The following is an 18,261-nucleotide window of genomic DNA, read 5'->3' as shown; positions in this document are numbered from 1 at the left end:
AGCACAGTGCGAACCGGGTGCGGCTCAATAGCGTTCCTCTATCGACGGAGATGACCAGTGATCCAGGAGGGCAAACGGATGGTGATCGACATCACAATCGATCAGTCGGGCAGTGATCCCGATTCCGGCGGAATCCCGGTGTCCAGGAACCGGATCAGCCGTGCGATGCGGGCGGCATGGTCTACACACCGCTGGAACTGACTGCCGAGCAACGCCATGTCGATCGCGGCCTCGGTGCTCACGTCGGCCTCGGTGAGCGCGGTGCGCAATTGCTTGCACAGCGTCTCCATCGCCGCGATATCGCTGCCGTCTTCGGCGGCGAACCGACCGCTGGCCACCGACGAACTCACGCGCGCGACGCACTCGGCCGCGAGCGTGCCCATCGACACGAGTTCGGTGATCACCGATGCGGGCGCGACCACGCCCGGATGCGCCCGATATACGTACTGCCCAGCGGTTTCGGTGCGTCGACCGATCCGTGACAGCTCACCGGCGACCTGAATCGCGGTCACTACATGACGCAGATCGCGGGCGACCGGCGCCTGCAATGCGAGCAGTGCCATGGTGCGGGATTCGCAGGCGGCGAACATCAGCTGTAGCTGCTCGTCGAGCGCGAACACCTCGTAGGTGGCGGCGAGGTCGGCGCCGGCCAGTGCCGCGGTGACCCGCTCGGTCGCGTCATGGGCGACGCGCGACATCAGGGTGAGATCGTTGGCCAGAGCGACGAGCTCGAGGGTGAACTGGGTCCGCACGCGCTGAATTGTTCCCCATCGAGCGGGTGTGAGTGAATCCATCGCCGAGATCGGGCGTCGACGGATCGGGGTGTACCCGGCCGTAGCTGGAAGGATGGGGGCCATGATTGCCGCGTTGACGACTAAATGGACCATGTACGTGCCCATCCTCGCCGCGCTCGTGCTCGTACTCAGCTGGGGTCGTTCGGTACCGGGATTGATCGTCGCGCTGGTGAGTGTCGCCCTGGTCGGCGCGGTGCTGGCGGCGGTCTATCACGCCGAGGTCGTGGCCCACCGGGTCGGTGAGCCCTACGGTTCGCTGGTGCTCGCGGTGGCGGTGACCGTGATCGAGGTGGCGCTGATCGTCACGATGATGATCTCCGGTGGCGACAAGGCGGCGTCGCTGGCCCGCGACACCGTGTTCGCCGCGGTGATGATCACCTGCAACGGCATCTTCGGATTGGTGCTGCTCGTCGGTGCGTTGCGCAGGCGGGTCGCGGTGTTCAACGCGGAAGGCACCGGTGCCGCCCTGGCCACCGTCGCGACCCTGGCCACCTTGAGTCTGGTGCTGCCGACGTTCACCACCAGTGCGCCGGGCCCGGAGTTCTCGCCCGCGCAGCTCGCCTTCGCCGCGGTCGCCTCGCTGGCGCTCTACGGGCTGTTCGTGATGGTGCAGACGGTGCGTCACCCCGACGATTTCCTCCCGGTGGAGGACGGCGGCGCGGTCGACGACAGCGACACCCACAGTCACGCACCGTCCAACCGGGCCGCGTTGATCAGTCTCGGCATGCTGGTGCTGGCCCTGGTCTGCGTGGTCGGCCTGGCCAAGGTGGTCTCGCCCGCGCTCGAGTCGGCGATTGCCTCGGCCGGTTTGCCGCAGTCGGCGGTGGGTGTGGTGATCGCGATGCTGGTGCTGCTGCCCGAGACCCTCGCCGCGGTGAACTCGGCGCGCCGCAATCAGGTGCAGATCGGGCTGAACCTGGCGCTCGGTTCGGCGATGGCGAGTATCGGCCTGACCATTCCGGTGATCGCGATCGCGACCATCTGGCTCAGTGGTCCGCTGGTGCTCGGTCTCGGCGCCACCCAGATGGTGTTGCTCGCACTGACCGTCGTGGTCGGCACGCTGACGATCGTCCCAGGCCGCGCGACCCTACTGCACAGTGGCGTTCACCTGGCATTGTTCGCGGCATTTGTGTTCCTCGCCGCAAGCCCGTAGCTGGGGTGTTGCGGATCACACGGCCTGTGAATCTGTCATGGAAACCGCGGAAAAGCGACGAGGGTCACCCACTGGAAATTTTGTTGTGACGCAGAGTACCGGTTAGCTTGCTGGAGTTGGCAAAGACGCCGAAGCCAGAGAGTGCGGTATGAAAATCACCAAGCCCCGTGCTTCACGAGCGGCCCGGAGGCATCCCTGATGTCCCTCGACCTGCACGCCGCGAAGCCGGATTCCGCTACCCAGATCGTCCGCAAGAACTTCACCGACACCGTCGTGTCGTCGCTGCGGACCTTCGGGCGTGCGGTCGATCTCGCACAGCAATCGGTCGGCGGCTCGTTCTCCGACATCGCCCGTAGGCAGTTCCAGTGGCGTGAGACCCTCGTGCAGGCCTGGCGCCTGATCATGGTCACCGCCATTCCCGCGGTCCTGATGGCGATCCCGTTCGGCGTGATCGTCTCGGTCCAGGTCGGCAACCTGATCCACAGCCTCGGCGCCGATTCCATGCTCGGCGCCACCGGCGGCCTCGGCGTGATCAAGCAGGGCGCGCCCATCGCCACCGGCTTCCTGCTCGGTGGCGCTGGGGCGGCGGCCATCGCGGCCGACCTCGGCGCGCGCACCATCCGCGAGGAGATCGACGCGCTCAACACCATGGGCATCAACCCGGTGCACCGGCTCGTCATCCCGCGCATGGTCGCGATGCTGATCGTCGCCCCGATGCTCAATGTGCTGATCATCTTCGTCGGCGTGCTGGCCGGTTACGCGGTCGCCGTCGGCGGTCAGGGTGTGACGCCGGGCAGCTACTGGTCGACCTTCGGTTCGTTCGCGACCGCCGCTGACGTCTGGGTGTCGCTGCTCAAGGCGCTGATCTTCGGCTTCCTGGTCGTGATCATCTCGTGCCAGCGCGGACTGGAAGCCAAGGGCGGACCGCGCGGTGTGGCCGACGCGGTGAACGCGGCGGTGGTGCTCTCGGTGGTCTCGATCGCGGTCGTCAACCTGCTGTCCAGCCAGATCACCGCCATGTTCCTACCGACGAAGTTGGCGTGATGGCTGCCTCTTCGTATATCCCCACCTCCCTGCACTGGCTCCGCAACCTCGCCGGCATCGGCAAGCGGATCGTCACCGCCGGTGAATCGCTCGGCTTCGTCGCGGTGTTCGTCTGGCAGGTGCTGTCCTCGGTGCCGCTGACACTGCGTCGTTATCGCGAGGAAACGCTGCGCGCGGTCACCGATATGACCTGGGGCCGCGGGTCGATCATCGTCGGCGGCGGCACTGTCCCGATGATGATCGTGCTCGGCCTGGTGATGGGCGCTTCAGTGGGCGTCGAATCGTTCGCCACGCTCGACATGCTCGGCATGGGCCCGGTCTCCGGCGTGGTCTCGGCCTACGCCACGACGCGTGAGCTGGCTCCGATCGCCGCGGCCATCGGCTTCGCCGCCCAGGCCGGTTGCCGGATCACCGCCGAGATCGGCGCGATGCGCATCTCCGAGGAGATCGATGCGATCGAGGCGCTCGGCCTGCGTTCGGTGCCGTTCGTCGTCACCACCCGCGTGATCGCGGGCGCCATCGCTATCGTGCCCACCTTCTTGATCGCGCTGATCCTGTCCTACGGCGCCTGCCGCGGGCTGCTCACGATGGTCTACGGGCAGTCGGCCGGCGTGTACGACCACTACTTCTTCCAGTTCGTCACCGGCTTCGACGTGATCGCCGCGGTGATCAAGGTGGCCGTGTTCGGCACTGTCGTGATCTTGGTCCACAGCTACTTCGGGTTCTTCGCCACCGGCGGCCCCGAAGGAGTCGGCATCGCCTCGGGCCGCGCCGTGCGCGCGAGCACGGTGGCCATCATCGCCATCGACATGGTGCTCTCGATCATGCTCTGGGGCTTCAACTCGGCGATCAGTTTTACGGGGTGAGCTAGTGCCTAACTACGGAATGCCCGGAGTCGCCGCCGATCGGCGCAGTGCGCGACTGACCGGCGCGATCATCCTCGGCCTCATCGCGGTGGTAGTCCTCGCGACCGCCACCTACAACAACCTGCGCACCGAAGACGGCCTGCGCATCGCCCTGCACACCGAACACCTCGGTGACGGCATCAGCGCGGGCAGCCAGGTCCGCGTCGACGGCGTGACGGTCGGCGAGGTCGCCGAGGTGACCCCCGGCGAGCGCGGCACCCAGCAGATCGCACTGTTGCTCGACTCCGACCGGCTGGTCGGCATCGACGACAGCCTCGCGATCGACTACGCCCCGACCAACCTGTTCGGCATCGCCGAGATCGAATTGCGCCGTGGTGCGGGCGGTTCGCCGCTGCGCGAGGGCGCGGTGCTCGACCTCACGGGCGCGAACGGCGACCGGGTCTACGACGCCACGATGAGCGCGATCCTGCGCAGCCTCTCGCAGGTCGGCATGACCGTGACCAGCCCGCAGATGGCGACCGTCATCTCCCAGCTGGCCGCCGATTTCAAGGCATTCACCCCGCTGGTGCAGGCCCTGATCACCGTCTCCAAGACCATCGCCGACAACCAGGATGTGATGCCCTCGGAGATGTTCGGCAAGCTCGGGCCCGCCTTCGACGGTGGCGGGCAGTTCGCGGGCGCCGCCATGAAGGTAGTCGACGAGCTCCGCGAGATCCGGGTGGTTCAAGTCGACAAGGAGCGCTACGACATCGGTGTCGGGGTGATCGGCGGCGGCATCCTGCCAGCCCTCAGCACCACCTTGAGTACCGCGGGCGGGCACTTCGCCGAGACCACCGACATGCTCGCCCCGATGCTGGTGGCACTGGCGCAGATGTCGCCGAACCCGCGCCAGACCGGTGCCGACCTCACCGCCCTGCTGCAGAACCTGCGCGGCGCCATGCCCGACGGACCCGACGGTCCGGTCCTCAACCTCGACGTCGAGCTCAGCGGTGTCCCCGGCATCGCGGTGCCGCTGTTCGGAAAGGACGGTGGGCGATGAAGATTCGCGGAACCGCACTGCGCCTCGGCGTTTTTACCCTGGTGATGGTCGCCATCCTCGGGTTCGTGTTCACCCTGATCAAGCGTCCGGTCGACGGCGACACCAACGCCCACGACGCGTTGTTCACCGATGCCAACGGTCTCAAGGTCGGCAACGACGTGCGGATGTTCGGCGTGCAGGTGGGCAAGATCGAGAAGATCAGCCTCGAGGGCGACAAGGCCAAGGTCGCGATCACCGTGAAGACCGACACCCCGATCTACGACAACTCCAAGCTGGCCATCCGGTACCAGAACCTCACCGGCCAGCGCTATATCGACCTGCAGCAGGCGCCCGATCCGGGCACGCCGATCGCCGCGGGCGCGCGGATCGGCGCGAACATGACCGTCCCGTCCTTCGACGTGACGAGCCTGTTCAGCGGCCTCAAGCCGGTGCTCGCCACGCTGTCGCCGGAAGCGATCAACCAGTTCACCGCGAGCATGCTCGCCGTGATCGAGGGTGACGGCACCGGCCTCGGCCCCGCCCTGACCGCGATCGACCAGCTCGCGAGCTATGCCGATGACCGCCAGCAGGTGATCAGCACGCTGATCCACAACCTGTCCGAACTGTCCGATCGCCACGGCGGGCGGGTCGGACACCTGGTACCGCTGCTGGCCCGGCTCACTGATGTCTTCGAGGCGATGCAGCGCAATATCGGTGGCGTCGCGCAGTTCGCGATGACAGCGCCCTCGGTGCTGGCACCGGTGGACCGGTTGCTCGCCTCGCTCGGCCTGGTCGAAGGCGGCGGCGCCGATGTCGACGCGATGATCCGCGGGCTTTTCCCGAATCCACAGGAAGCTGTCGAGGTGTTCGGAAAGCTCCCCGGTCTGCTGGCCACGGTCGACGCCTCGCTCGCGCGCGGCTTCGCCGACTTCACGCCGCACTGCAGCAACGGTGCCGCCGAGGTGCCCGCGCCGCTGCGGGTGCTGATCGCCGGACAGAAGGTGACCGTATGCAACCGCTGACGAAGTTGACCGGGCTCTTCGCCGGTAATCGGCCGATCCTCGACGAACCGAGCAAACGCGCACGGGAACTGCGGATGGGGATCATCGGCCTGAGCCTGGTCGTGCTGTTCATCATCGCCGCGGGCGTGGTCTACGTGGTGCCGCTGGGCAAGCACACCTACACCGCCGAGCTCAGCGAAGCGCAGTCGGTGCGCGAGGGCGACGACGTGCGTCTGGCCGGCATCTCGGTCGGCAGCGTCACCTCCCTGGAACTGCAGCCCGACAAGGTGCTCATGCAGTTCACCGTGAACGACGAGGTGTTCGTCGGGGACAAGTCCTCGCTCGATGTCCGCATGCTCACCGTGGTCGGCGGCCACTACGTCGCGCTCTACCCGGCCGGTTCGGCACCCCTGGGCGACAAGGCGATTCCTTCCGATCGAATTCGCTTGCCCTACAGCCTGATCGAGACCTTCCAGGATGCGACCGCGCCGCTGGCCGCCGTCGACGGCGATACCGTGCGCAACAACCTGGCCGCCGCGAACTCCGCGATCGAGACCTCGCCGGAGGCGCTGCGCACCACGCTGGACACCGTCGGCAAGTACGTCGACATGCTCGATCGTCAGCGCACCCAGGTGTCGAAGTCGATCGCGGTCGTCGACGAGTACGTCACCATGTACGACGGCGCCAAGACCGATCTGGGCAGGTTGATGGACAACGTCAACCTCCTCGAAGACCTGCTGCTGAGCAAGAAGGCCGAACTGGCCGAAGCGATTCGGTTGCTCACCTCGGTGGTGAATCGTCTGGCCGCCCTGGCCCCGAGCTGGGAGTCCACGCTGAAACCGCAGGCGCAGGCGCTGGCCGACGCGCTGCCGCGACTGGGGGAACTCAGCGGCCGACTCGAGCCGGTGATCGGGACTGTCCACGAGCTGCAGACCAAGTTGTCGCAGCTGGCGACCCCCGAAGCCGGTGTCGTGGTCGACCAGTCCAGCGCCCGCGTGTGCGTACCGCTGCCCGGGAAGGCGTGCTGATGCTGAAACGACTGCTCGGATCCCAGGCGTTCATGTCGATCGCCGGTGTCGCGGTGCTCGTCGCGCTGGTGACCGGCGGCTACTTCGTCGCCTTCGATCCGATGAAGAAGACCGAATCCTATTGCGCGCTCATGCCCGACGCGATCGGCCTCTACCCTGGCAATCACGTCACCATGCGCGGCATGAACGTCGGCGAGGTGACCGCGGTGCGCAACGAGGGCGCCAAGGTGCGGGTCGAATTCGAGGTCGACGCCGAATTCCCGGTCTACTCCGACGCTTCCGCGACCACGGTCGCGTATTCGATCGCGGCGGACCGCAATCTGGCGGTGCTCACCACCGGCAAGACCGCGCCCCCGCTCGACGGCGGCTGCCTCACCAAAACGCTGACTCCCAAGAGCATCACCGAAACACTCACGGCGCTGGCGAGCCTGTCCGATCAGCTCGCCGGCGGTGCCGCAGGTCAGCCCAGCGTCCTGTCCGACGGTTTGTCCTCGCTGAACCGGGCAACCGAGGGCACCGGCCCGACGATCAACGAACTCATCCACACTCTCGGTTCGGCGATGAACAAGCCCGACGCCGATATCGGTCATCTCGCCGGTCTTTTCGACGCGTTCGCCTCGGTGTCGAACAAAGTCGCCGCCAACTGGGGTGACCTGCAGACGATGCTCGTCCGGCTGGCGCCACTGCTGAACATGGCCTCCGACGACCTGCTCATCCCGGCCACCTCGCTGTTCGACGGTCTCAGCGAGGTGTTGCCGATGCTCAACGACATCGCCATCATCCTCGGCGACCCGCTGATCGGCGCGCTCGACGACGCGGTCCCGCTGGTGAAGCTGTTGCGCGCCAACGTCGGATCCCTGAGCGAGATCGTGGCGAAGATGCCCGCGCTCGCCTCGGCGTTCCGCAGCGCCACCGATCCCGCGGGCGGCACCGCGATCACCTACGCGCCGCCGAAGGTCGCACTGCCGAGCGGCGAGGCCGACCAGGTGTGTACCGCGGTGAACGCGCTGATTCCGGGACAGTGCCCCGATCCGGCGCAGGGACTGGCCGATGTGAATCTCGTGCAGGTTGTGCTGGGAATGGCAGGTGCTCGATGAACCCCCGAAAGATGTTGCGGCACAGTGTTATAGCCCTCGTGGTCGCGGCCGGGCTAGCGGTCGGCGGCTGTGGTTTCGACCCCGCCGAGGTGCCGGTGCCCGGCTCGACTGTCAGCGGTTCGACCTACCGCGTGCAGATCGAGTTCAGCAGCGCGCTGAACCTGCCCGCCAAGTCCAAGGTGATCGCCAACGGCGCCGAGATCGGCATCGTCGACGGTGTGCGGGTGGTCCAGCCCGCCGACGCCCCCGCGGGCCGCGGCGGTTACGTCATCGTCGAGGCCGACATCCTCGACACAGTCGCGTTGCCGGCGAAGTCCATCGCCGAACTGCGCCAGGACACCATCCTCGGCGACATCCACCTCTCGCTCACCACCCCCAAGGACGGCTTCGGTGAGCTGCTGCGCGACGGCGGCACGATCCCGATCGAACGCACGAAACCGCCTGTGCAACTGGAAGACACGATGGCCACCATGGCCCTGTTCGTCCAGGGTGGGGCGATCGGTCAGCTGCAGGAGATGCTCGGCCGGATCAACGCGGTGATGCCACAGGATCCAAGGGAAACCGCGCGCATCTCAGCCGTGATGGGCGCTGACGCCGCCGACCTGGCCGCGAATCTGGACAAAGTCGACCTGCTGGTCAACGGATTGTCCCGCAATGCGGCGATCTTGCACGACGAGACCGAAACCGCGCTGACGAACATCCTCACCCCCGCGGCCGTGGCTTCGCTCACGGACTCACAGGACTCGATCGCCAAGACCATGAAGATCTTCGAGGCACTGGGCCCGGTCGGTTCCTCGCTCACTTGGCTGGCCCCGATCGCGAGCTCCGGTGATGCCGCCGCGAACGCGTTCCTGCCGCTGGCCACCGGCGGCTCGGCCGACCTGCGCTCCTCGACCAACATGGCGCTGCTCACCGCGCTGCTGCGCGACAAGATCATTCCCTTCGCCGAGCGCGGACCGAAGGTGAACGTCACCGGTGTCGAGGTGTCCGAGGAAGACCAGCTGGCGCAGATCGTCACCGCGCTACGGATGATCGGAATGGTGCGATGAAGATCGGTGCACTGGCCTCCCTCGGCGGCATCGCCGTCATCACCGCGCTCGGCGCGAGCTACCTGACCTTCGGGGTGGTGCGCGTCGACCCGCTCGCCGACTACACCGCGGCCTCGATCGAGATCGCGAATTCCGGTGGCCTCAGCGTCGGTTCGCCGATCCTGCTCACCGGTATCGAGATCGGCGAGGTCACCGGGGTCGACACCTCGGCGAGCGGCCGCGTGCAGGTCGGCTTCCGGTTCGGCGCCGACCACAAGGTGCCGATGAGCAGCGTCGTCACCATCGAGCATCTGTCCGCGCTCGGCGAGCCGTACGTGCAGTTCGTACCGCGCGACGCCAACGGGCCCTATCTCACCGACGGGCAGCGCCTGACCGGGGAGAACGTGCGCACCCCGATGTCGATCCCCGAGGTCGCGCGGTTGGTCACCAAGACCGTCGAGCAGCTCGATCCCGCGGTTGTCGGCTCCCTGGTCGACACGCTCGGCACGGCGATGGTCGGCACCGAGAATGTGGTCCCCGAGCTGGCCAGGGCGGGCGACCTGCTCGCCGCGGCGCTCATGAGCCGCGCCCCGGCGATCGGCCAACTACAGAACAACTTCGAATACGTATCCGGCGACATCGGCTGGGCGGGACCTGCCACCTCCGCGGCAGCGCCCGAGTTCATCCGCCTGAGCAAGGTGCTCGATCAGTTCGTCGAGGCGGTGGGCCGGGCCAGCGGCGGCGATCCGCAGATATACCTGCGCGACGGCGGTCTGGTGCCGCTGCTCGAGCAGCTCACCGCCAAGCTGAACGAGCTCGGCCCCGAGCTCTCGGCCTTGCTGCCCGGGCTGCGCCCACTCACCGAATCGGTCACCGCGACCGCTCCGCAGCTCGATCTGAACGCGCTGATCGCCCAGGCACTGCACAACACCGACGCCGACGCTGTGAAGGTGCGGGTCGCGATCAAGTAAATATCTGGCAACCATCGTATATAGGTATCTGCCCTGGCCAGTAGTTGTTCGGCCGAGATCGGTGGTCTGCGAGCAACCTTGCGGTAGCGTGCTGGACGGGGGACCTGGTCCGCGGCGGAGGCGGTGCGATGGCAGAGAGCAGCGAGGGTCCCGAAACACGGACCGGCAGCAGTACTCGAATGATCGCGATCGCGGCGGTACTCGCCGCGATCCTCGCGCTGGTGGTCGCGCTCGGTCTGGTGCTGCGCGCCGACCAGGGTGACGACAACCCGTCGGTGAACCCGATGGGATCCGATGCCAACGGACCCCCGATCGCCGGCGCCGATCAACAAGCCTCCGAAGCCAAGGAATTCGCGCCACCGTGGCCCGCCCGCCGGATCGGCGGAAACTGCTCGGCCGGTGGCATCACCGCGCACTGGCGCGTCCACGACGACGGCAAATGGCAATGCACGGTGACCACTCCCGATGTCCAGCCTCCAGCACCGGTTCCCGCGCCACCCCCGCCGCCACCACCCCCGCCGCCCGGACCCGAACCGGCCCCTGAGCCCGTGCCTGTCGAGGCACCGCCGCCACCTGCCTTCGAGCCCCCGCCGCCGCCTCCGGTCTACGAGCCGCCCGCCTACGAGCCGCCGCCCCCGCCTGTCGAACCACCACCTGTCTTCGAACCCGAACCAGCCCCAGCGCCACCCCCACCGCCGCCCCCGCCCCCGGTTCTGCAACTCCCGTTCCCCCTCCCGCCGATTCTGCTCCCGCCGGCGGTAGCCGTCCTACCCTGAGCTGTGACTCTCGATCACACCGCGCCGTCGATGTCGCGGTGAATCACGTTCGGACCAGACATCCAGTGCAGTCGACGGTGGTAAGCCGAGTCGGCCATTTGCGCGGTCGACACGGGTGAGTGGAGCTGGCCGGTCCGGCGCAGTCGGCGCAGGTGAGTCGTGTCCGCCGGACGCAGCCCTGACCGGCGGCGGGTCGATCCCCGCGCGTCACCGATGTCGGTGAGACTGGTCAGCTATGGACCAGTTGGTACTGACTCTGGTGATCCTGCTCGCGGCCGTGCTCGCCGAACCGCTCGGAGCGCGCATCGGTCTCGCGCCCTCGATCCTGATGACCCTGTTCGGCTGCCTGCTCGCCCTGATTCCGGCCGTGCCGACCCTGCACATCCCGCCCGAGCTGATCCTGCCCCTGGTCCTGCCGCCCCTGCTCTACGCCGCCGCCCGCCGCACCTCGTGGCGGCAGTTCGCGGAGAACTGGCAGACCATCGCGTTGCGCGCAGTCGGCCTGGTGATCGCCACCGCGATCGCGGTCGCCGCGGTCTTCCAGGCCTGGAGTCCTGGCACCGCCGTCGCCGCGGCCGTGGTGCTCGGCGCCCTTGTCGCGCCGCCCGACCCGGTGGCGGCCACCTCGATGGCGGGCCGCCTCGGCCTGCCACGCCGACTGATCGTCACCCTGGGCGGCGAAGGCCTGTTCAACGATGTCACCGCGATCGTGATCTACACCGTCGGTATCCAGGTGGTCATGACCGGCCTGTTCAGCCCGTGGCACGCGCTCGCTGACTTCGCGATCGCCGCGGTGGTCGGGGTTGTCGTCGGACTGGTGCTCGGCTGGCTCGGCAGCAAACTCACCACGATCCTCGACACCGCCACCGCCCAAGTCGCCCTGAGCCTGCTGCTGCCCTTCGCCGCCTACGGCATCGCCGAACACTGGGAGGGCTCGGCGGTGCTCGCCGTGCTGGTCTGCGCGCTGTACCTCACCGATGCCGTCACCGAAATCGGCGACCGTGACTATCGCCTGGTCGCCGACTCGTTCTGGGACATCACCGAAATGCTCATCACCGGTTTCGCGTTCGCCCTGATCGGGCTGGAACTGCGGGTGGTGATCGAAACCACCGGACACAATTGGCCGGGGCTGGCCGGGGTCACCGTCGCGGTGATCGCGGTCGTCGTGGGATTGCGCCTGGTCTGGCTGATGGCCACCTGGGCGATCAGCAGCAAACTGCCCTACACCGACGAACCGTTCACCTGGCGCGAGGTGATCGTCACCTGGTGGGCCGGTATGCGCGGAGTCGCGACGGTGGCGCTGGCGCTGGCCGTGCCGTTCACCCTCGACACCGGCGCCGACTTCCCGGCCCGCTCGGAAATCCTGTTCATCGCGTTCGGGGTCGTACTGTTCACCCTGCTCGTCCAGGGCCCGACGCTCCCGCTGGTGGTGCGCCTCACTGGTGTGCACGCCGACACCCGGCAGGAACGCGCCGTCGAACAGGCGCTCTGGACCCGGGTGGTGAATGCCGAACTCACCGAACTCAAGGCGATCGCCGCCCGCGACAATCTCCCCGAAGACGTTTACGAGGACCTCAAGGCGCTGCTGCGTCGCCTGTCCGCCAAGGCCGATCCCGAAGCGGCGGACGCCGACGCGAAAGCGGCTCTGGACAAGGAACGCACCTTCGCCTCCCAGATGCGCGCGGTGCGCGCCGCCGTCACCGAAGCAGGCCGCCGCGAAGCCCAGGCTGCCCGCCGCGAACCCGGCATGCCCCCGGACGTTGTCGACCGGGTCACCCGGCGCCTCGACCTCGGCCCGACGCACTGACCCCCCGCGGACCAGGCCATTGTGGGCAGGTCGAATCGATCGATGAGCGGCGGTTCAGCCGGTCATGGAATCGGTGAGCGCACCGATCCCGTAGGTGATCGCCATCGCCAGCGCCCCACCGACGACCACGCGCAGCACCGCGCGGGCGCGATTGCCACCGCCGAGGCGCGCGCTCACCGAGCCGGTGATCGCGAGGGCGATCAGCACCGCGGCGAAGGTCACCGGCACCCGCCATTCGGTGGGCGGCAGCACGATCGCCAGCAACGGCAGCAGCGCACCGCAGGTGAACGAGATCGCCGAGGAGATCGCGGCCGCCCACGGGTTGGTGAGCGAGCGCGGGTCGATGCCCAGTTCGGCCTCGGCGTGCGCGGTGAACGCGTCGTGGGCGGTGAGCTCGGCGGCCACCGTGCGGGCGGTGGCCGGGCTGAGCCCCTTCTTCTCGTAGATCCCGGCCAGTTCGGCCAGTTCGAAATCGGGTTCGTCGGCCAGTTCGCGGCGTTCCTTGGCCAGCAGCGCCTTCTCCGAATCCCGCTGGGTGCTCACCGACACGTATTCGCCCGCGGCCATCGAGATCGCACCCGCGACCAGTCCCGCGATACCCGCAGTGAGGATCGTCTGGGCATCGTTCGTGGTCGCGGCGACACCGACGACCAGCCCCGCGGTGGAGACGATGCCGTCGTTCGCGCCGAGCACCCCGGCGCGCAGCCAGTTCAACCGCGTCGCAAGGCCCTCGGTATGGGGTTCGTGAGGATGGCTGGTCGATGACGGGTCCGGCACCGGCCCAGCTTAATCGGGCACGGCGGGATCAGCGGTTCACCGACGGCGAGTCGGGCACGGCCAGCTCGATAGGGGGTGCTGAGGGGTCAGTGGTTCGCCGAGAGCGTGTCCGGTAGGTTCAGCTCGGTCGGGCACCGGCACATCATCGTTCGGTTGTCGACGAGCCTGCATTCGCTCAGCTCATCGACCCGCCGTCGGGTTCGGAGTGGCCGACAGCCCGGCGCGCAGCGTGTCGGCCAAGCGCACCGCGAGCGCGATCACGGTCAGCGTCGGATTGACGTGCCCGTTCGTCGGAAACACCGAACTACCCGCGATGTAGAGGTTGTCCACTCCGTGCACCCGGCAGTGCTGGTCCACGACCCCGTGCCGCGGATCGGCCGACATCCGGGTGGTGCCACTGGGATGCGCCCAGTCGGTGAACGGTAAGGGGTCGGTGCTGTCGGGCAGGGCCGAGGGAACCACCTGCGGCGCGGGCAATCCGAGCCGGGCGAATTCGCCGACGAGCAACGCCGTAGCCCGCCGCACCGTCCGATCCTCCTGCTCGCTGATCCGCCAATCCACCTGCGGCAGTGGCATTCCCACCGGATCGGTCCGCGTCGAAAGCCGAACCCGGCTGTCCGCGTCCGGGGTCTGCTCCACCATCGCCCGCACCTCGACACCGGCCAGCCGATGCGGAATCCCGACACCGTCGATCAGCCTGCGTCGCGCACCGTCGAGCAGAAGGCCGGTGTCGGACATCATGATTCGCACGTCCTGCCACCGCACTCGCCCGCGCAGCACCCGCTTCACCGACTCCCACGGATCGTCGTCGGCGGTGACCTCCTGCAACCACAGCGCACAGTTCACCAGCGACTCGTGCCGTTGCAGCGCGGGCGACAACGCCAACCCGTGCAGAAAGGTGTGCCGACCCCGCGCGCTCTTGACCACGTACTTGCCGAACCGGTCCAGCGCCGCCCCGGCGTCGGCGGGGCGCAGCGTCGCGACCACCCCGCAGCGATGATCCATCAGGTACCGCCCGACCTGGTCGTACCGATTCCCGATCCCACCGGCGACGGTCCGCCGCGAGGCCAGCAGCAGCCGTGGCGTGGCGATCCCACCCGCGGCCAGCACGAACATCCGCGCCTCGACGGTGCGCACGCGCCCACCCGCACCTGTCACCTCGACCGAATTCACATGCGCGCCGGTCGCATCGGTGTCGATATGGGTCACCGTCGCGTTCACCAGCACCCGCGCGGTCGGCGCGACGATGTCACGCACGTGCGGACCCCACCGCTTGCAGTCGAACCGGTTGGCCGGGTCGCGGCTGATCTGCCAGAAGTAGGGGCGCAACGAGCCGGTGTCGAGCGCGTCAGCGGGTGCCTGCCGTCCGGACAGCGGCCAGAACTCGTGCTCGGTGAAGCCGGTGCCGTGCCCGAGCCCGGCATGCGCGGCCGCCCGTTCGGCGTAGGGCCGCAGCGCACCCGTGTCGATCGGCCAGCCGGACCGGGTGACCCAGGGCCGATTGGCGAAGTCGAGGTCGTCGAGCACACCGCAGCGTCCGGCCCAGGTGTGTGAGCTCCCGCCGAGCACCCGGTTGCCCGCGATCCGGTGTTGCTCCGCGCGCGGAGCGCCGACGCTCTCTATCGCGGCGAATGCTGTTTCGTCCGCGGTGATCTCGTGACCACCACTCTCCAGCACCAGTACCTGTAGTCCGGCGGCGGCGAGTTCGGTAGCCACCGTCAGGCCCGCTGGGCCCGACCCGATGACGCAGATCTGGGTGCGCAGCGCGTCGTCTCCGGCAGTGCGCAGATCCTCGACAAGCATCGGCGGTCCTCTCACCAGCGCTGCCCCCGAAGTGCGGTGTGCGCCGTCGGATAGATGACGGCGATGGACAGTGTCGGTGGAGGCACCGCTGGTCTCACTGTAGGAGCCGGACCACCGTGTGTCAGTCGGTCTCGCAATGCTGATTGACGAAAGCTCTGATGTACCCGGCGGATTGGCGCACATACATCCACGACCAGAACTCCAGACCGGAGTCCGACGGGCTGGCGACCATGGTGATCTCGCCGTCATAGCACTTCTCGACGATGTATCTGGCGCGCGACACATGCGGCGTGAACGTGACTACGATGATGTGGCGCCACCCGTAAATCTTTGCGCGCCGGACGATTTCGCGTGCCTCACCGTCGGTGGTCCACGGGTCGGGCACGAAACACGAGACACGGAAGGCGAATCGGCCGCCGCAGTACTTGTCCATCACCGGATCGTCGGCTCCGGTGGACTGTGAGATCAGCACCTCGGGGGCAAGGCCGCGCTCGGCGAGTTCGATGCCGAGGTCGAACCGTTCGTAGGCGGTGCCGCCGAGCACCACGATCACGTCAGCGGGCCGCAACGGGTCGATCTGGGGGTGCACGAAGACCGGCCATCCAGCGAACGCGGCAGCCAGCACGGTGACCAGTGCGCCGACGAGCAACCATCCCGCACGCCGAAAGATCGACACGGCACCGACGATACCGAAATCTCGGCGGTGGCCGCGGTCCCGCGATCGACCAGGCACGCGGCCTTCTGCCGCGGTCGTAGGCCAGGCACACTGGAGCCCATGACCGACACCGCCGTTGCCCCCGAACACCTCGACGTAGTCATCGTCGGCGCCGGGTTGTCCGGCATCGGGGCCGCTTACCGGCTGCAGACCGAGCACCCGCATCGCAGCTACGCCATCCTCGAGGCGCGCGCCGACCTCGGCGGCACCTGGGACCTGTTCCGTTACCCGGGCATCCGCTCGGATTCGGACATGTTCACCCTCGGCTACCCGTTCAAGCCGTGGCGCGCGGCGCGTTCCATCGCCGATGGCGCCGCCATCCTGGATTACATCCGCGAGACCGCGCAGGAGAACGGCATCGACCGGCGCGTCCGCTTCGGTTCCCGGGTGATCGGCGCGGATTGGTCATCGGCGCAGGCCCGCTGGCAACTCACCATCGCCCACGAGGGCCCCGACGGCCCCGAACTGAGCACCCTGACCTGCGGTTTCCTCTACACCTGCGCCGGCTACTACGACTATCAGCAGCCGCACGCCCCCGAGTTCGGTGGCCAGGAAGACTTCGCGGGCACCGTGGTGCATCCGCAGTTCTGGCCCGCCGACCTCGACACCCGCGACAAGCGGATCGTCGTGATCGGCAGCGGGGCCACCGCTGTCACCCTGGTGCCCAACCTCGCCGCCGACGCCGCGCACGTCACCATGCTGCAGCGCAGCCCCACCTGGATCAGCGCAGTTCCCGGCCGCGACAAGCAGGCCGACAAGATCCGCAAACTGCTCCCCGCCGGTCTCGCCCATCGGCTGATCCGGACCAAGAACATCCTGTTCAACATCGGTTTCTACCAGTTCTGCCGCCGTCGCCCCGCCGCCGCGCGCAAACTGCTCACCGACCTCACCACGCGCATCCTCAAAGACGACAAGCTCGTCGCCGAACACTTCACCCCCGACTACGACCCGTGGGACCAGCGCCTGTGCGCCGCCCCCGACGCGGACTTCTTCAAGGCGATGAAAAAGGGCAAGGCCTCGGTGGTCACCGACAATATCGACGCCTTCGTCCCCGCTGGGGTTCGCCTGGTATCGGGGCAGACGCTGCCCGCCGACATCGTGGTCACCGCCACGGGCCTGCGCCTGCTGGCCTTCGGTGGCATCGCGCCCTCGGTCGACGGCACCCCCGTGCCCTTGGCCGACCAGTTCGTCTGGCAGGGCGCCATGCTCACCGGCCTGCCCAACTTCGCCATCTGCGTCGGCTACACCAACGCGTCATGGACACTGCGCGCCGACCTCACCTCCCGTCTGGTCTGCAAAGTCCTCACCCACCTCGACCGCACCGGCAGTGCCGCGGTCGTCCCCGAACCCCAGGGTGCGCTCGCCGAACGCCCCTTGCTCGACCTGAACGCCGGCTATGTCCTGCGCTCGATCGCCGCGTTTCCCCGTCAGGGCGACCGTCATCCGTGGCAGGTCAGGCAGAACTACCTGCTCGACGCGCTGATCACCCTGCGTACCGACCTCGGCAAAACCCTGCGACCGGTGTCGCGGCGGGTAGGGGAGTTCACCCGCAACGGGTGAGGCGCGCGGCTCGTCGGGTTCCTACCGTTGTCGTGTGCCGTGGTGGCACGTGGCGTTGACCTGACGGGAAAGGCCCAGCGATGACAGACACGAATCAGCACCACCTGCGCGACGGGATCGCGGCAGGAACCTCCATCGGCGCTGGCATCCTGCTGGCGGTGGTCGGTGTCCTGCAGATCTTCCAGGGAATCTCCGCGGTCGCCAACGACGATCTCATCGTCGTCGGACCGGAGTACACCTACCAGTTCGACCTCACCAGCTGGGGCTGGTGGCACATCGTGCTCGGCGCGCTCGCGGTGATCATCGCGATCGGCCTGCTGGCCGGCCAGACTTGGGGCCGGGTATCAGCGATGGTGATCGCGGCACTGTCGATCATCGCCAATTTCCTGTGGCTGCCCTACTACCCGTGGTGGTCGATCCTGATCATCGCCGTCGACATCGTGGTGATCTGGGCAGTGGCCACCTGGCGACCGAACGCCTGAGCTGTCCTGATCCATCCGACAACGCCGCCCCGGTCATCGGAGCGGCGTTGTTCGTCTTTTCCTGGGGAAACGCCGGATTGTCCAGGCGATTTGACTTCGTGTTGGTCGGCACGTAACTTTATTCGAGTCAGAGCGACACGGACACCGACTCAGCCGCCCAGCGGTTGAGACACGAGGTAGGACGTTGAGCGCCTGACTGATCATGTGTTCAGAGGAACTCGGATCGGATTTGCTTCCGGCTGGTTCTCTGAGCTAAGTTTGAACCCTTGCCTCACCGAAACCCCTACTAGATGTTGTGGGTAGAAGTGTGTGCGTGTGTTCTTTGAGAACTCAATAGTGTG

The 18,261-nt window shown here is 67.6% G+C and carries 17 protein-coding genes; 13 read left to right on the top strand and 4 right to left on the bottom strand.

Annotation, left to right across the window (positions count from 1 at the left end; genetic code table 11):
• Window positions 1–101 precede the first annotated feature (101 nt).
• Window positions 102–752 carry a phosphate uptake regulator PhoU gene (locus ACFXKN_RS30295; RefSeq protein WP_378973720.1) on the bottom strand — a complete coding sequence of 217 codons (651 nt, stop codon included), beginning with the start codon at window positions 750–752 and terminating at the stop codon, window positions 102–104.
• Between the two features lie 103 nt (window positions 753–855).
• Between ACFXKN_RS30295 and ACFXKN_RS30290 the strand changes: the two genes are divergently transcribed.
• The 11 genes from ACFXKN_RS30290 to ACFXKN_RS30240 all read left to right on the top strand — a co-directional run bounded on the left by ACFXKN_RS30290 (window position 856) and on the right by ACFXKN_RS30240 (window position 12,583).
• A complete protein-coding gene (locus ACFXKN_RS30290) occupies window positions 856–1,947 on the top strand; it encodes a calcium:proton antiporter (protein ID WP_378973726.1) in 1,092 nt (363 codons plus the stop codon).
• A 198-nt stretch (window positions 1,948–2,145) separates the two neighbouring features.
• The gene (locus ACFXKN_RS30285; protein WP_378973732.1) at window positions 2,146–2,991 is read left to right on the top strand and encodes an MlaE family ABC transporter permease; all 846 of its coding nucleotides are present in this window, start codon (window positions 2,146–2,148) and stop codon (window positions 2,989–2,991) included.
• The gene (locus tag ACFXKN_RS30280; protein WP_378973737.1) at window positions 2,991–3,857 is read left to right on the top strand and encodes an MlaE family ABC transporter permease; all 867 of its coding nucleotides are present in this window, start codon (window positions 2,991–2,993) and stop codon (window positions 3,855–3,857) included. Before ACFXKN_RS30285 ends, ACFXKN_RS30280 begins: the two co-directional genes overlap by 1 nt.
• Window positions 3,858–3,861: 4 nt before the next feature.
• Window positions 3,862–4,896: an MlaD family protein gene (locus ACFXKN_RS30275; RefSeq protein ID WP_378973740.1), complete on the top strand. Its 1,035-nt coding sequence runs from the start codon at window positions 3,862–3,864 to the stop codon at window positions 4,894–4,896.
• Window positions 4,893–5,897, top strand: coding sequence for an MlaD family protein (locus tag ACFXKN_RS30270; protein ID WP_378973745.1), 1,005 nt, complete (start codon window positions 4,893–4,895; stop codon window positions 5,895–5,897). Before ACFXKN_RS30275 ends, ACFXKN_RS30270 begins: the two co-directional genes overlap by 4 nt.
• Entirely contained in the window at window positions 5,885–6,904 is a 1,020-nt protein-coding gene (locus tag ACFXKN_RS30265; RefSeq protein ID WP_378973754.1) for an MlaD family protein, read from the top strand. The genes ACFXKN_RS30270 and ACFXKN_RS30265 overlap by 13 nt, the downstream gene beginning before the upstream one ends.
• Window positions 6,904–8,001, top strand: a complete 1,098-nt coding sequence (locus tag ACFXKN_RS30260) for an MlaD family protein (RefSeq protein WP_378973761.1) — start codon at window positions 6,904–6,906, stop codon at window positions 7,999–8,001. Before ACFXKN_RS30265 ends, ACFXKN_RS30260 begins: the two co-directional genes overlap by 1 nt.
• A complete protein-coding gene (locus ACFXKN_RS30255) occupies window positions 7,998–9,050 on the top strand; it encodes an MlaD family protein (RefSeq protein WP_378973769.1) in 1,053 nt (350 codons plus the stop codon). Before ACFXKN_RS30260 ends, ACFXKN_RS30255 begins: the two co-directional genes overlap by 4 nt.
• Window positions 9,047–10,000, top strand: a complete 954-nt coding sequence (locus tag ACFXKN_RS30250) for an MlaD family protein (RefSeq protein ID WP_378973774.1) — start codon at window positions 9,047–9,049, stop codon at window positions 9,998–10,000. The genes ACFXKN_RS30255 and ACFXKN_RS30250 overlap by 4 nt, the downstream gene beginning before the upstream one ends.
• Before the next feature lie 128 nt (window positions 10,001–10,128).
• Complete coding sequence (locus ACFXKN_RS30245) at window positions 10,129–10,776, top strand: hypothetical protein (protein WP_378973778.1); 648 nt, start codon at window positions 10,129–10,131, stop codon at window positions 10,774–10,776.
• A gap of 235 nt (window positions 10,777–11,011) precedes the next feature.
• Window positions 11,012–12,583 (top strand): Na+/H+ antiporter, encoded by a 1,572-nt coding sequence (locus ACFXKN_RS30240; RefSeq protein ID WP_378973785.1) that lies wholly within the window; start codon window positions 11,012–11,014, stop codon window positions 12,581–12,583.
• A gap of 54 nt (window positions 12,584–12,637) precedes the next feature.
• On the opposite strand, the gene ACFXKN_RS30235 is transcribed toward ACFXKN_RS30240, so the two are convergent.
• From ACFXKN_RS30235 to ACFXKN_RS30225, 3 genes are all read right to left on the bottom strand, one after another.
• Window positions 12,638–13,360 (bottom strand): VIT family protein, encoded by a 723-nt coding sequence (locus tag ACFXKN_RS30235; RefSeq protein WP_378973791.1) that lies wholly within the window; start codon window positions 13,358–13,360, stop codon window positions 12,638–12,640.
• 180 nt (window positions 13,361–13,540) lie between these two features.
• The gene (locus tag ACFXKN_RS30230; RefSeq protein ID WP_378973796.1) at window positions 13,541–15,163 is read right to left on the bottom strand and encodes a GMC oxidoreductase; all 1,623 of its coding nucleotides are present in this window, start codon (window positions 15,161–15,163) and stop codon (window positions 13,541–13,543) included.
• A 121-nt stretch (window positions 15,164–15,284) separates the two neighbouring features.
• Window positions 15,285–15,839 (bottom strand): YdcF family protein, encoded by a 555-nt coding sequence (locus ACFXKN_RS30225; RefSeq protein ID WP_378932472.1) that lies wholly within the window; start codon window positions 15,837–15,839, stop codon window positions 15,285–15,287.
• Between the two features lie 99 nt (window positions 15,840–15,938).
• Between ACFXKN_RS30225 and ACFXKN_RS30220 the strand changes: the two genes are divergently transcribed.
• Entirely contained in the window at window positions 15,939–17,438 is a 1,500-nt protein-coding gene (locus tag ACFXKN_RS30220; RefSeq protein ID WP_378973803.1) for a flavin-containing monooxygenase, read from the top strand.
• 80 nt (window positions 17,439–17,518) lie between these two features.
• Window positions 17,519–17,920, top strand: a complete 402-nt coding sequence (locus tag ACFXKN_RS30215) for a hypothetical protein (protein ID WP_378973808.1) — start codon at window positions 17,519–17,521, stop codon at window positions 17,918–17,920.
• Window positions 17,921–18,261: the final 341 nt, after the last annotated feature.

The sequence above is a fragment of the Nocardia sp. NPDC059195 genome, assembly GCF_042754695.1.
Lineage (GTDB): Bacteria > Actinomycetota > Actinomycetes > Mycobacteriales > Mycobacteriaceae > Nocardia.
The sequence above is the reverse complement of the archived record's forward strand: the minus strand, read 5'-3'. Positions and strand labels throughout refer to the sequence as shown.